Source organism: Halostella sp. PRR32, from assembly GCF_034808085.1.
GTDB lineage: Archaea > Halobacteriota > Halobacteria > Halobacteriales > Natronoarchaeaceae > Halostella > Halostella pelagica.
In genome coordinates this window covers 741,447-755,777 of sequence record NZ_JAXHGL010000001.1, presented here as the reverse complement: position 1 = coordinate 755,777, position 14,331 = coordinate 741,447, and the positions used below count along the sequence as shown (strand labels likewise).

The following is a 14,331-nucleotide window of genomic DNA, read 5'->3' as shown; positions in this document are numbered from 1 at the left end:
GCATTGACTCGGTGCTGTTCGACTACTTCAATGGCTTCTATTATGCGTGAAAACTCTCGTCACAATTTCGGCAGGTAGCCCACTGACCTGCCTTCACTTTCTGCTTTTCACCGCACTCAGGGCACTCACGCCAAACTGAACGATTTCCGTAGGACATACTCTACCAAACAAAAGCCGCGTGTAAATCTCTGACCCACGCTCGAAAGTGGAGCTGTTTAGCATATCTAATATATCCAGAGTATCGAGACTCTGATTATGTCGACGAGCCTCCCTATTGAGGAACAGCGTAAGCCCTTGTTTGAGGACGTTCCACTTCTGAACTATCTCTTGTTCCCGTTCGCTATCTTTTTTCTAGGCATAGTTCTTGCTTTCAGCCAAGACAGAATCGATAAACCAACAGTCATCGCTGTCGGATTAACTATCGATATCATTGGTGCTCTCCTTCTTGCACTTCCTGACCTAGCTGTCCGACAGTATCTAACTACACCAAACAAATTAAGAGAAGTTCGAAACCAGCTATTCCAAGTTGGACATGCGACCCGTAATGACGATTCAACTGAACTTTTTGAAGTGCTTGAAAAACTCATTGAGTCCTACTGGGGAGAGAACCTCCGAGACCAATCCCAGGAAGTCTATGTGAAGAGAGTTTTTCCGCCAGGACAGGGACGTAGTTCAGAGAAAGGGATACTTGTCCTGTACAAATCTACAGAAGAGGCAGAAACACCAATAGAACGAACTCAGAACATGGACCCTGATGAGTATTCCTTAGAGGAAGCAGTATTCGGCGGTGAAGATTACGATTGGGTTGCTCAACAAACTCTATTCTATCAATGGCTTGGCGAGGAGATTGAGAGACTGGAGCGCCACCTAACTTGGATTAGAACACAGGGTGCTTTTGTTCTGATGGGAGGCTTCACGCTTCAGCTCATCGCGTCACTATGAGTCCAGGTGGGCTGTCCGTGGACTCTGGTAATCAGGAAGAATGGGTAGACGATATTTTGAATGCGATAGTCGCACCACTCACCGCCAAAGATGCGGGGAGAATCCACCTCAGCTTCCGAAAGAATTCAACCCAGAGTACGATGACGTACAAGGAAGAGAGATAGTGATTGTGTTCTGGTCCGATATCAATTAATTCGGAGTGCTTAGTTCTCGTGCGCTTTTGGGATTCTCTCGTATCTGTTCGAGGTGCTGCTGACTCTCGATATTCTCGGCTAAAGTGAGCAATTCTCTCCCTCGTAGTTCAAGCCACGTTGTCACGAGTTGGCTCCGCTCAGACTCGGTTGCAGGAATCCAATAGCAATCCCCGATGAACTCCTTGCTCCCCTTGGACGCGAATGCGAATGCAGTCGTCTCTTTGGGCAACGATGTCAACGCCTCCTGAGCAGCAATTAGATACTTCGTCCCCAATGCGACGAAGACCAAGTCGTAGCCTTTGGCAAGGATTTGCCGGAGGTCCTGAGGGATATTCTTCTCCCGGCCAACAGCCGCTACTAACTCGTTGTTGGTCATCGTATCTACGTCGAGGTTCATCCGTTCTGCCCGTTGACGAACCTGCTCAATCTCGCTGAATGTACATTCATAGGACGGAATCTCTGTTCCAGCAGAGAGGACACCAAACCCGGCAGAGATGATACGCCAATCCACATTAGCGAACTCCGAAAGCTCTTGTACAGCTGATTCGATATGCTCGTGCTCGCGTCCCGTGTACATCTCAGCCGCCGAAGCGACTGAATTAGGATGCTCGGTCAGTAACTCTGTCCGCTCCCGCGAGTCTATCTCTTCGGGACCAATAACAGCATCAAATCGCTTCGTTCCTGAACAAGGTGAGATAATGAGCACATCCAATCCCATTTGTGTATTCTTATTCTGAATGACTACTCAGAGAACGAAACTCTTTGTGGACGTACCTGAGAATCATATGCTAAGCAACAACGATGGCACGACGTGAGGATATTACCCGACTCTATGAACTCCTTGACGAGTTAGAGCAGACCGTCGGCGGGAAACAGAAGCTCAAGGACTGTACCGGCTATATGGACTGGCCCGACAGAGGCGTCTACTTCTTCTTTGCATCAGGCGAACACCGCGACGCCGGCGACCAGCTTCGGATTACTCGCATCGGGACTCACGCAGTCTCCGAGGGAAGCAGTACCTCGCTCTGGGACCGACTCAGAACACATCGCGGAGCAAAGCGGGGAACCTACGAAGGCGGCGGGAACCACCGAGGCTCCGTCTTCCGGAAACGAGTCGGCGAAGCGTTCGTTGAGCGTGATTCCCTGAATGGTGAGTATCCTCATTGGGGCAAGGGCTCAAGCGCGAAGCGGGAACGCCGACTTGATGAACTCGAGATGGAGCGGCGAGTAAGCGACTATCTTCGGGACCTGCCGTTCCTCTGGTTGAACGTTGACGACGAGCCAAGCGCCGAGAGTGAACGGGCCTACATCGAACGAAACACGATTGCGCTCCTCAGTAACTACCAGCGAGAGGCCGTTGACGCTCGCTCAGATGATTGGCTCGGTTACCATAGCCGGAGCAAGAAAATCCAAAAATCCGGGCTGTGGAATGTGAACCACACCGAGGAGGAGTACAACTCGGAGTTTCTTGATGATTTAGCGGATGCAGTAGAGGAAACACAACCAGTGTGACTTGCACCCTCGATAAACTGAAATCGAATTATCACTGCTACTTTTCAACTATCATAAAGGATTAAGTAATTCCGTAGCACAGAGTGACAGATACATGGGCGGATTCGACTGGTCCAAAGCTACAGTAATTGACCAGGATTCTCTCGGAGAATATGTCTATGAAGTCGACACTGATGAGGTTGATAATATTCACCTAACAAATTACTGTGTACAGGTACAGCCAGCCGGATTCGCATTCGATGGGTTAGGCAAATTCTTGCGGAATCGATTTGCCTACTATGTATTCTCTAAAAAAGAGGTTGAACGTCTGCGAAAAAGCGGCAAGTCTCCAAGTATAAAAGCTCAAGAAATGGCTGGGATTGGTAAGCAATTTCGCCAAGATGGGACGCTTGGAGAATTCTTACTATTTCTTCTTACGGATGGGTTCCTTGATATACCGATGATATCACACAAAATATCGAATAAGCAAAGCTACAGTCACGAGGTTTATGGGTGTGACAACCTTTTCTTCGGAGAATTCAAAGATGAGGAATGTATCGGCATCGGTGAAGCCAAAGTTTATGGGAATATCACAGACGGGATTCGGGAAGCTGTAAGCAGCATTTCAGAATTTCATGAGGAGCAGTCGAAAACGTATCTCACTCAAGAACTAAATGTCGCTCCTAAGAATCTTACTAACAACCTTGAGCCAGAGCAGTTCGATTATTTGGCTGAGGTTCTTGTTAGTGATCCAGGACAATACCCAATCCTACACCCCGTATTTATATGTTATGAGGATGGGGATTTGGGGTCTGTAGAAGATGTTACTAAAGATAATGAAAAGATCAGAGAGGAAATCAAAAGTCGCTTAGAGGACATCGACCCACTGTCGAAAACTCAGACACAGGTAGGCAACGGAACAGACAGGCTAAGGCGGGCATATCTGTTGTTCCTCTTTTTGCCGGTCCCCAGCCTGGACGATTTTCGTGAGCGAATGCTCGTGTCTATTGATCCTGGGCTAAGACACCTATTCGACAGAGAAGCGGACGCCGATGAAAAGTCGGAAGCTGAGGAGGGAAGCGCATGAGCACTTATGATGCTGCTGCAGATGCTGACTTTCTCAATCATACACTAGATGAGCTCACAAAACACGTCTTTTACTCTGATATTGGTAGTGAGTACGCGCCAGAGCTTGGTGATAAAGAATTGAAAAAAGCGGCTTGGGCGAGTTCAGTATTAGCTGGAAGTCCCGATGATGAACATCAAAAAAAGGCGTTAGCCACAGCAGTTCTATTGTATATCACTCAAGATGAGGGTCAGAGACAGTTGTATCGCAAATTTCTCTATACGGTTCTGTCACGCTTAGGGAGTCTACCCAGTGCTCAATCGCTTACAGATGGTACTGCCAAAGAAGATGTCGACTCTATTCAGGACTTTGAAGGAACTCTTCTAGATGCCGAGTTAGACGCTGCAGAAGAGTACCATAGGTTGGATGACGGAACTGTGCTCACTCGGTTCCAGCAACAGATTTGGAACAATCTCGACAAAAAGTATGTTGTTTTCTCAGGTCCGACTTCTTCTGGCAAATCGTTCTTGATGCGCCGATATATTGAGCACCGCGTTACTAATGATGACACTTTCCAGGCAATATATTTGGTTCCTTCGAGAGCATTGATTTCAGAAGTTAGTGCAGACTTCAGAGAGGAAATCGGCGATCAGATAGACGTTCGAACAAACGCTCACTTGGATGACGCAGGCGAGAGTTTTTTACTCGTACTGACTCCAGAGCGATGTCTCCAATTATTTGATTACGAGCAATCTGACAAGGTAGATATTGATTTGATTTTCCTTGATGAAATACAACAATTGGAAGACGGAGGAAGAGGACCACTATTCGAAAATGTCCTTGAAAACTTAGAGTCAGTTTGGCAAAATGCACAAATTATCGCTGCAGGTCCGTTTATTGATAATCCGTCAAGTTCCCTCGAAGAGATTGTCCACGGGGATGCGTCGGACATTAAGACGATCTTTAATCCTGTCTTCCAGCTCCAAGCGCGATTTACATTTCGTAAATATTCCGACGTTATCGATGTAGAGGTAAAGAGTGCTTCTGGAAGTATCCTAAATCTCGAAGTGGATCGACCGACTGGGCTAAGTTACAGTACTATAAAAACTAACAAAAAGCAGACGATAAGGAAGTTCATAGAGACATTCGGTCGCGAGGATCAATCACTGGTATACGCGAAATCACAGGCAGCAGCAGAAAATATGGCCGAAGGGATTGCTGAGTCTCGCTCGAACCAATCAAGCCCTGAAACAGAAGGACTTCTCGAATATCTCCGCCGTTCGATTCACAAGGAGTACGCACTGGTCGACACAATCCAGCGTGGTGTAGCGTTCCATCATGCTAGCGTACCTCAGATTGCTCGGGATGAGATCGAGAATCTATACCGAAATGAAGAATTAGACACCATTGCATGCACATCTACGCTTCTACAAGGAGTGAACCTCCCGGCAGAGAAGATGTACATAATTGATCCAGGGATGGGGAGAAACAAAACGCTCTCCGATTTCGAGCTGCAGAATCTCATTGGTCGAGTAGGTCGAGTCGGAAGTAAACTCTATGGGACAATCTATTATATTGACAGAGAAGATGATGAGTGGTCTGAGGGGAAGCTTGACAAAACAGTTGAAAAGGAAGTGACATCAGCCACTTCTAGTGCCCTTTTGGAAAAGCAAGACGAACTACGTGAGAAAATAGCCACAGCTAACACAAATGAAATCGACGACGCTGGGCTCAGATATACTACTATTCTACTCCGAAATCGGTATATCAAGGATCGAGAATCTGTCAAGCCATACCTTAGACAAAAGGGGGTTCAGGAACGGGAAGCAGAAGAGATTGTCAGTAAGCTCGATTCAGGACTTCCCAAGCTTGGGATTCCTGAGAAGATTCTCAAAAAGAATCCTACAGTCGATCCAGTTCTACAGAATAGATTGTATGAGAATGTCCTGTCGAGTACAAGCCCTTGGGAAGTGGAAACTAATAACCTCAGAGAAACTTTCTTCCAAGTCACTCGAAGACTAAACATTATCTTCAATTTTGTTGCTGATCCAGAGGAGGGAATTGAATCAACACCAGCTGAAGAAACCCGCGCATATAATTTCAATCATCTTTCATATACAGCATATCATTGGTTGAGTGAGCGGAACTATAGTGAGATGATTGAATTGCGAAAGCAGGCACTTGAGCAGGACAACATAAATTCAGTCATCAAAGAACTAATGAGAATAATTAATACTGACGTTCGCTATGTGCTAGTAAAATATTATAAAATCCTATGTGATATTCTAGGAGAGATTGACGACTATGAGAACTACTTTATGCTGAACTTTGATAAACGGCTAGAACGCGGATCGTACGACTCTGGTCGACTCCAACTTATGGATCTGGGGATTGACCGTTCGATTGCCTTAGACTTAGATGTACCAGAGTCTGATGACGAAGATGAACTTCGCTCATCTCTCCGCGAACAGATGAGTCAGCATTCACCAGTGTATCGAAGACACCTCCTCAGAAATGGCGTGATTCCCAAAGAGGAAAACACAAAAGAATAATTCTCTGTTTCTGAGATACGAATCTCGCATACCGATGGTCAGGAATTCGTGCATCCACCACCGACAGGGCTGAATATAATTACAGACCACGAAATAAACAATTCAGTATCATTGATATCCTGATAGCCATGCAATTAAATGACGATTCTCGATGACTGATGCACCATTAGCGCCCCGTCGACCGATGGACGACAACAAGGGATTGGGCGAGGGGATGACCAGCGTAGATATCTACTGTCACCGCCAGCACAAAGGCCAATGGCAGCAAGAGACCGACGAACAAGGAATCAGCCTGAGTCGCTATCTGGTCGAACTCGTTCAAGAAGCTCGCTGGCAGAGACATAACGACGACTGAGACGGCGAAGTCCGAAACATCGTTTTCCTCCGAAACCGGGACATAAACCGCGTTTTTACCGGTAATATCATTAACCTAACAACCTAATGACTATTCGGAGGTTCTAGTATGACAGAGACATCTGTGGACAGCCCCAGCGACGAACGGGACTTCCAAACGCTCCACAAGAATACGACCAGAGCCGAACTCTTCCCCGCCAAACAGCACAAAGAGGAATGGTGGGAAGAAGCCGAACACGAAGGGTCCAGCCTCAGCCGGTACCTCTACGACCTAATTCAGGAAGCCCGGATGTATTGGGACAGCGGCGCACCCTTCATCCAAACACAGGACCAGACAGTCAAGCAACTCCAAAACAAAATCGACGACCTCCAAACGCAACTTGAAGAGGCTCGACAAGGCGGCGGTGGTCGAACCCACCTCAATATCGATGACCTCGTCACTCGGGTACTGGACCAGCAGTACCAATCACTAGACGAACTCATAGAGCGCGTTTCTGCTAGTGACGATGTCGCCCAACACCTCCAACGACAAATCGAGAACCGGCTGTACGCCTTAGCCGAGAACGGACAGGTTGAATTTCAGTGTGGACACGGCTGGCGGCTCAAGGAGGGGAACTAACATGGGAGCCGAACCCGGTTCCTCGAAAGTCTACGACAACAAGCACGACGAGGTCAACTACTTCATCACTCGAAAGCACGCGACTGGTCGGAGCGAAAGAACGCTCAACTCGTACAGTCGCATCCTGCGTGAGTTCTTTCACGACCAGTTCCCAGACCTCTCGCCCGATAAAATCGAGATTCGACACGTTGGGGACTATCTGATGGCGCTCACGGAACGCGGCGTCTCCCAGAACTCGAAAAAGAAGTACCTAGAAGTTCTCTCCAGCTTCTACGGCTATACGATGAAGCGACCGCAGTTTGAGGGCATCACCAGTAATCCCGCTGCTGTCGTGATGGAGGAGATCCCCCGGATTCGTCCTGACCGGCCTGACTGTGCGACGTGGGAGAATGCCTGCAAACTCATCAACGCTATCCCAGACCCCCGAGACAAGACTATCACCATCATCCTCGCAAAGACTGGCGCTCGACTGCTGGAAGTCCTCTCCATCGAAGAGGACGATGTCGACCTCGAGAAGGGATTCATTCGACTCCGAGAGCGCAAGGGCGGCAAACAGACTGTCGTCCCAACCGATGACGAGACCATCTACGCAATCAAACGCTATCAGTTCGTTAACGCCGATTCAGATTCGTCATATCTCTTCACGAGCAACAAAGGAGGACGGCTCTCGAAAGAGCGGATTCGACGGGAAGTGAAAGCCGCAGCCGACCGCGCCGGCGTCGCTCCCAAAGAAGAACGACGGTTCGAGAAGAAATTCACACCCCACACGTTCCGCACGGTGTTCACGACGCTAATACGGAAACAGGGAATGAAGCCGTACATTCTGAAATACATTCGTGGGGACGCTAAGACCGAGACAATGGATATCTACACTCGTGTTGACCGAGACGAAGCGAAAGAAGGGTACCTGAACTGCATCCAGGAAATCGGTCTCTAACGAGGACGGACAGATGGTCGAAGTCATCATTTACAGAAACCCGTGGGAGGACCCTGAGGAGGTAGCTCGTGTTTCCATTGAGGGCGAGGTATCGGGCGAGACACCAACAGCAGAATCTCTCCGAGACCGGATTCAAGACGAGCGCGACCCAATCATCAGCGAGTACACTGACGGACGAGAACTACTCCGGTATCTGACTGCCTCGTATTCGAATGGGTATGTGGTGGCCGGCTACGATAGCGAGGAGCCCCAGCGAATTGTTGAAGACCTGAGCGACGAAGCATATCGGGACTGGGTTCAGGATTCCGGGCTCGATACCCAACTCTGAATCCCTCAGACTGTACGCTGGTCGCTGTTGCTCAACTGCTCACGCATTTCTGAGTGAATTGAATAGATTCTTCCCTCAATAATCTTGAACCGGCTATCTGTTCCTGATAACGGACACTAGGTCAGATGTCGATTCCCTTCGCGAATTCAGAATTTCCATCATCGAGCATAGCCCCAATTAACCGAGTAATGTAGACGAGAACCGAACGGCCGAGAATGCAATCCATAATTTGCATATGGTTATGTATGAAAACCCAATATAACAAAAAAGTTTCAAGTATGGTGGCGGTGGAGAGGAATTCGCATGACGGCGAAGAATAACCGGCCGACGGTCGAAGATAAACGAAACCGCATCAAGACGCTCGTTCAGGAGCTATACTCCCGAGACTACCAAACGTTCCTCGAAATTCAGTTCCAATCCCAGGAGGGCGTGTATCAGAGCTATCCAAATGAACATAACATCACGGGCCTCAATGCTCCACAGCGAGAACCCCTCCATCAAATTATCCAGAATTACGAACTCGAGATTACATTTGAGGAGACTATCGATGAGTCCTCTACCGTGACTGCTCATCAGAATCCTGAATCACCAGTAGATGACCACATGGAGGTCTTAGAAGCCATAATAAAGGATGTCTACGGCGCTAAATTTGAGGGCATCAAGCTTGCGTTCCTGAGCAGTAGCGGCCCAGAGAACCCCGAACCACTCCTTTGGACTGACCTCAACACCAGTTAACTGATTTGCCAATCCAAATTTCAGAATACGCAGTTCTCAAGTGTGCGTCTCTGCTCCAGAAGCAGCTTTGTGACCGAAGAGGATAGTAGAATGTTCGATTGGTAGTAAAGCCGTTCCCTGTAGCCTCAGCATGGGCCTCAACGCCGTCTTAGACCGAGAGAGGCTGAAGCAGTCCGATGCTCGGGAGTCTTATGATGGAACAGAGCGATTATCGAGTACGGTGATTCGACGTGGCATTACTCTTTCTGGGACTCAATGAGGACCGAGACGGCTGGGACGTCCTCGGGAAGATCGTTGATGGAGAGTTAGTCAAGGACCCGACTGGCGAGCTTGAAGAGACGGTGAAGGGAGCATACAATTTGGACGACGAAGAACACCTGAGGCGAGCATTCAATAACCACTACATCAACGCCGTTCCGCTGGCAGAGGACGTGGAGTAAACCGATGAGGATTCTCTTTCAGATGTACCACGCTGGCGAACTACACGACCTTGGAATCATTGAAGGCGGCGACGTGGTCGAATGTATCGAGAAAGGATTTGAGGACTGGATACACTGGGAACTAAGCCAGCCGACGACTCCTAACCTCGATGACTCTGACGGAATTTTGGAGGCGTATGAGGGTCCGCATCTAATCACGAAGCTCGTCGACGAGTGACTATAGTTAAAATATTATGAATCATGAGAAATATCAGACTCTTAGTCGGTCAGCTAGGAAGAATGAAGTCGTACTCACTATCCCTCCGAAGGTGTGTGAAGAGGTGACGCCCGGACCAGCTGGGTACACAACGTCTAATGTCGGTATCGATACGGGCGTCGAACAGGGGTGGATAGAGCTGCGAGAGGTGGACTTCGAGAACGGCACCATCTCGAATATTATGGACGAAACGAGGCGTCGAATCGCCAGCAAAACGGACCGACCAGAACGCCAGATTGAGCAAACAGACGCTGAGGTCGTTGGTTTGGCAGCTCAAATGTTAATAGACGAAGAATTCGACAAGGTTCGGTTGTATACCCCCGACAAACCAATGGGACACGGGGAAGAACGGCGATAGAAAACCATGGTTTTCAGGGGCAAATTGAATTCATATATGTTCACGAATATATCAAGAACGACTCTATAGGTGAATTTTCCCGATGGAGAGTATATTGGATTTTTATACTAACATGATATTTAATAAAAAGTAGCTGACCGCTCTGCAGGTTTTTTGTACGGTATTATGGGAGGGATTCTTAGTAATGGTTCAGTCTCAGCACTCACTTGTGCGCTGTCTGCAACCTATCGTTCTCCGATGAACGAGCGAAACGAAGAGTCGGTAATAGGTGGCCTCGGCACTCATAGGGTTCGTCACCGCCGGGTGCCACCCCGACTCGGTCCGGTGCCCTCGTCATCGGCCGGGCGGACGTACGGCCCTGCGCGTTATCACGGTTCCGACGAGGCGTCGGCGGGGTCCGGCAGCGCCTGGTTGTCTTCGTCCGTCGTATTCGGCAGTCTCGACGTGCGAAACGGTGAAAACGTCGCAGGTGCGTCGTCGCTTGCGGAGCGAGTTTCGGGTGACCCGTCGAGTGTCGAAGCGTCGGGTGAGGGAGTCGAGGACGACGGCGTTTCGGAGTCTGTGCTTGAATCGGATCGCGTGGTTTTGGTGTACATCGAAGGTGAGTCGAATCGGAGCGGTCGCGGCACTGGACGACGGTCGAAAGAATCAGGCGCGTACGGGTACGAACAGCGTCATCGGATACGTACCCCTTCCCCGCCATATATAATAATCTTTCGTGTCGGTGCGGCTGCCGCCGGACCCGACGGCGGTAGAGCCGGAGCGACGCAAGAACTAACAGCGTCTCCGATGCAGTGACGAACGATGGCCGACGAACGGGCCTCGACGGCGAGTGACTGCGCCCCGACGGCGAGTTTCGTCGTCCCGGCGCGCAACGAGGCCGACTACCTTCCCGCGACGCTCGCGAGCATCCGCGAGTTAGAGACCGACGAACCGTACGAGGTCGTCGTCGTCGACGGAGAGAGCAATGACTGCACCGTCGACGTGGCCGAAGCGAAGGGCGCTCGCGTCTACCATCAGAACGGGCGGGGGATCGGACCCGCTCGCGACCTGGGAGCAACCCACGCTCGCGGCGACTGGCTCGCGTTCGTCGACGCCGACACCGTCGTCCGCCCGGAGTATCTCGACGCGATGCTCGGCTTCGTCGAACGCGAGGGACTCGACGGAGCGTCCTCGCGCTGTCGACTGACCGGACCGCGGCGGGCGAAGCCGATGGAGTGGACGATAAACTACGTTTTCCCGCGTCTTCTGCGCCCGGTCCTGCCGGGATTCAACTGTTTCGTGCATCGAGAGGCGTACCGCGACGCAGGAGGATTTCCGGACGTACCGAACGAGGACACGGCGTTCAGTCGTCGCCTCGGCAGGGTCGCCGAGACGGGGTACTGTCCGAGAGTGCTGGTCGAGAGTTCGGGCCGGCGGATCGCGGACGTGGGACTGACCGGAACGCTGTATCACTACTTGCGGCTCGACTGGGGTCGGGTGACGACGGACTACTAACCGCGAGCGTCTTGACCGGCGGGTCCGTTACACCGCGTCGACGTGTTCCTCGACGAGGCGGACGTTCCGGCGGTTCGCCTTCCACGCGGCGTCGAACAGCGTCCCGAGTAGCGGGACCGAGCCAACCACCGCGTCGATGGCGATGTTCGCGACCATCCTTGCGACGACCGGTGCGGGAACCCCGAGGTTGGCCGCTTCGAGGACGATGTACATCGAAACCACGAACATCACCGAATCACCGGCGACGGGAAGGATTCCGACGAGCGGGTCGAGGCCGACGCGGAAGTCGGTTCCGGGGACCCTGATAGCGTCGTCGAGAACCGTACTCACCGCTCGCATCCGTTGTATCGCCGCCCCCTCGTCGCCGACGAGCGTCCGGTCGGCGTCGGACGACAGACCGGCGGTCGGGTCGTCGAAGTCGAACTGTGCCATACCAGTGGTTCGACGGCGAGCGGGATAGGTACCCGTATGAGCGAACCGAACGGTTTCCGGGCTTGACTGGTCGTCAGCCCGGAACACCGGCGCTGGCGGCTGGTCCAGTCCTACTCGCCGACCCGTTCGCGGGCGGCGGCAACAACCAGCGGCAGGGTGATCGTTGCGTCGGCGTAGACGCTCGCGTTGCGCCCCGCTCTCTCTATTTTCCCCCACGACCGCGCCTCGTCGAGCGTCGCACCGGAGAGGCCGCCGGTGTTCGGCTGGTCCATCGTCAGTTGCACAGCGTAGTCGTATGCGCCTGGCGCGACGAGCATCGTCTGGAGGACGAAGTTCTTGGGGACGCCGCCGCCGACGACCATCGCGCCGGCCTTCTCGGCGTCGAACGCCTTGTCGGTCAGCGGCGTCATGTCGGCGAGCGCGTCCAGCGAGAACTCGTTCGTCTGGGAGTACATCCACGCCTGGAGGCCGAGCACGGAATCCTGGACCGCGGGACAGTAGATCGGCACGTCGTGTTCGTACGCGGTCGCGGCGATACCCGGCCGTTCGTCGACGTCCTCGGCCTCGTTGACGGCGGCGTTCGCCCGGCCGAGTTCCTCGGTGAGTCGCTGAATGCTCACCACGCCCTCGCACTCGGGGAACACGCGCGAGCGAAGGTGGTCCTCGAACAGCGCGAAATGCTCCTGGGGAAGATAGACGTTGTAGATGCGATCCACGCCCTCGTCCCGGAGCTGTTCGTCGTGTTCGCGTTCGGTCCCCTCGCCGTGGACCTGCCCGTGGTGGTGCTTCCCGCCGATAGCCTCGATAGCGTCGTGGGTGAGGTTCGCACCGGTCGTCACCAGCGCGTCAATGTGGCCGTCCCGTATCAGGTCGGCGACGATGCGGCGCATCCCGGCGGGCACCATCGCGCCGGCGAGGCCGAAGAAGTTGGTCACGTCGTCGTCGCCGATCATCTCCGCGTACACGTCGACGGCCTCGTGCATATCCGTCGCGCCGATCCCGGCGTCGCCGTACTCCCCGACGAGTTCGTCGACTGTCATCCCCGCCCGGACCGCCGCGTGGGCGACAGGGTCGTGAGAGAACTCCTCGCGCTCCGGCTCGTGGTCCTCCGCCGGCTCGTGGTCCTCGGACATGTGTTCGCCTGCGCGTGCCAGGGGTTTGAACGCCGCGATCACCGCTCGCCAGCGCGGCCAGCCGGACCAGTTACCGCAGTGTCACAGTCCAGCCGGACCGGTTACCGCGACGTCACAGGCCAGTCGGGCGGTCGACGTACTCCGTCTCCAGTCCCCACTCCTCGGCCGCCGACTTGAGCGACCGGACGCCGAACGTCTCGGTGGCGTAGTGCCCCGCCAGAACGAGCGTGATTCCGGCCTCCCGCGCCTCGTGGTAGGCCTTCTGCTTGCCTTCTCCGGTCACGAGCGCGTCGACGCCTTTCTCGTCAGCCTCGGCGATCCAGTCCGTGCCGCTACCTGTCACGACTGCGATGTCTTCGATCGGTTCCGGGCCGAAGTCGAGCACCTGAACGTCCTGTCCGCCGGTGTCCAGTGCGTCGCCCAACCTCTCACCGAGAGTGTCGGCGGTGAACGGCTCGGACGCCGTCCCCCGCAGGCCGATGTACTCCGGTCCGACCTCGGCGAATCGCTCGCGGTCGGTCAGTTCCAGGCGGTCTGCGACGCCGGCCGCGTTGCCCAGTTCCGTATGGCCGTCGAGCGGCAGGTGGACGGCGTACAGCGCGATATCGTTCTCGATGAGCGGGGCGATGCGGTCGAACTTGCGCCCGGTGACGCGGTCGAACCCGCCCCAGGAGACGCCGTGGTGGGTCACGAGCACGTCCGCGTCCGCCTCGGACGCGGCCTCGATAGTTTCGGTGGCGGCGTCGACGGCGAAGACGGCACGCTCGACGGACGCTTCGTCGGGGCCCACCTGCAGGCCGTTCGCGGCGGCGTCGAGGTCGGCGTACTCCTCGGTTCGCAGTCGGTCGTCGAAGCGCTCGCAGAACTCGGAGAGGTCCATGGGAAGCCGTACCGCCGGCCGCACCGTATGCGTTGCGCTCTCTTGCTTCGGCCGCTTGCTTTCCTCTGATGGGGACGTTGTACGTCAGTTCGGCAGTTCGCCGACACGGGACCGGCG

General features: G+C 53.2%; 16 protein-coding genes. 12 read left to right on the top strand and 4 right to left on the bottom strand.

What is annotated here, in order from left to right:
• The first annotated feature begins 255 nt into the window (after window positions 1-255).
• On the top strand, window positions 256-942 hold the full coding sequence (locus SM753_RS03965) for a hypothetical protein (RefSeq protein ID WP_323190634.1): 687 nt from the start codon (window positions 256-258) through the stop codon (window positions 940-942).
• Window positions 943-1,131: 189 nt separating this feature from the next.
• Here SM753_RS03965 and SM753_RS03960 read toward each other — a convergent pair whose 3' ends face one another.
• Window positions 1,132-1,842 (bottom strand): hypothetical protein, encoded by a 711-nt coding sequence (locus SM753_RS03960; protein ID WP_138798661.1) that lies wholly within the window; start codon window positions 1,840-1,842, stop codon window positions 1,132-1,134.
• A 95-nt stretch (window positions 1,843-1,937) separates the two neighbouring features.
• Here SM753_RS03960 and SM753_RS03955 point away from each other — a divergent pair, with 95 nt between their 5' ends.
• The 11 genes from SM753_RS03955 to SM753_RS03905 all read left to right on the top strand — a co-directional run bounded on the left by SM753_RS03955 (window position 1,938) and on the right by SM753_RS03905 (window position 11,769).
• Complete coding sequence (locus SM753_RS03955) at window positions 1,938-2,648, top strand: hypothetical protein (RefSeq protein WP_323190633.1); 711 nt, start codon at window positions 1,938-1,940, stop codon at window positions 2,646-2,648.
• 94 nt (window positions 2,649-2,742) lie between these two features.
• Entirely contained in the window at window positions 2,743-3,714 is a 972-nt protein-coding gene (locus tag SM753_RS03950) for a DUF1837 domain-containing protein (RefSeq protein WP_138797871.1), read from the top strand.
• The gene (locus tag SM753_RS03945; protein WP_323190632.1) at window positions 3,711-6,245 is read left to right on the top strand and encodes a DEAD/DEAH box helicase; all 2,535 of its coding nucleotides are present in this window, start codon (window positions 3,711-3,713) and stop codon (window positions 6,243-6,245) included. The genes SM753_RS03950 and SM753_RS03945 overlap by 4 nt, the downstream gene beginning before the upstream one ends.
• Before the next feature lie 151 nt (window positions 6,246-6,396).
• The gene (locus SM753_RS03940) at window positions 6,397-6,600 is read left to right on the top strand and encodes a hypothetical protein (RefSeq protein WP_323190631.1); all 204 of its coding nucleotides are present in this window, start codon (window positions 6,397-6,399) and stop codon (window positions 6,598-6,600) included.
• Window positions 6,601-6,708: 108 nt separating this feature from the next.
• The gene (locus SM753_RS03935; RefSeq protein WP_323190630.1) at window positions 6,709-7,218 is read left to right on the top strand and encodes a hypothetical protein; all 510 of its coding nucleotides are present in this window, start codon (window positions 6,709-6,711) and stop codon (window positions 7,216-7,218) included.
• A 1-nt stretch (window position 7,219) separates the two neighbouring features.
• On the top strand, window positions 7,220-8,155 hold the full coding sequence (gene xerA / locus SM753_RS03930) for a site-specific tyrosine recombinase/integron integrase (RefSeq protein ID WP_369335321.1): 936 nt from the start codon (window positions 7,220-7,222) through the stop codon (window positions 8,153-8,155).
• A 13-nt stretch (window positions 8,156-8,168) separates the two neighbouring features.
• A complete protein-coding gene (locus tag SM753_RS03925) occupies window positions 8,169-8,483 on the top strand; it encodes a hypothetical protein (protein ID WP_323190628.1) in 315 nt (104 codons plus the stop codon).
• Window positions 8,484-8,786: 303 nt separating this feature from the next.
• A complete protein-coding gene (locus SM753_RS03920; RefSeq protein ID WP_323190627.1) occupies window positions 8,787-9,218 on the top strand; it encodes a hypothetical protein in 432 nt (143 codons plus the stop codon).
• A gap of 230 nt (window positions 9,219-9,448) precedes the next feature.
• Complete coding sequence (locus tag SM753_RS03915; protein ID WP_323190626.1) at window positions 9,449-9,658, top strand: hypothetical protein; 210 nt, start codon at window positions 9,449-9,451, stop codon at window positions 9,656-9,658.
• Between the two features lie 4 nt (window positions 9,659-9,662).
• The gene (locus SM753_RS03910; protein ID WP_323190625.1) at window positions 9,663-9,875 is read left to right on the top strand and encodes a hypothetical protein; all 213 of its coding nucleotides are present in this window, start codon (window positions 9,663-9,665) and stop codon (window positions 9,873-9,875) included.
• 1,201 nt (window positions 9,876-11,076) lie between these two features.
• Window positions 11,077-11,769, top strand: coding sequence for a glycosyltransferase (locus tag SM753_RS03905; RefSeq protein ID WP_323190624.1), 693 nt, complete (start codon window positions 11,077-11,079; stop codon window positions 11,767-11,769).
• 27 nt (window positions 11,770-11,796) lie between these two features.
• On the opposite strand, the gene SM753_RS03900 is transcribed toward SM753_RS03905, so the two are convergent.
• The 3 genes from SM753_RS03900 to SM753_RS03890 form a co-directional block, all read right to left on the bottom strand.
• A complete protein-coding gene (locus SM753_RS03900; protein WP_323190623.1) occupies window positions 11,797-12,201 on the bottom strand; it encodes a DUF4112 domain-containing protein in 405 nt (134 codons plus the stop codon).
• A gap of 110 nt (window positions 12,202-12,311) precedes the next feature.
• Complete coding sequence (locus tag SM753_RS03895) at window positions 12,312-13,334, bottom strand: deoxyhypusine synthase (protein ID WP_323190622.1); 1,023 nt, start codon at window positions 13,332-13,334, stop codon at window positions 12,312-12,314.
• 112 nt (window positions 13,335-13,446) lie between these two features.
• Window positions 13,447-14,214: a Nif3-like dinuclear metal center hexameric protein gene (locus SM753_RS03890; protein ID WP_323190621.1), complete on the bottom strand. Its 768-nt coding sequence runs from the start codon at window positions 14,212-14,214 to the stop codon at window positions 13,447-13,449.
• Between the last annotated feature and the right edge of the window lie 117 nt (window positions 14,215-14,331).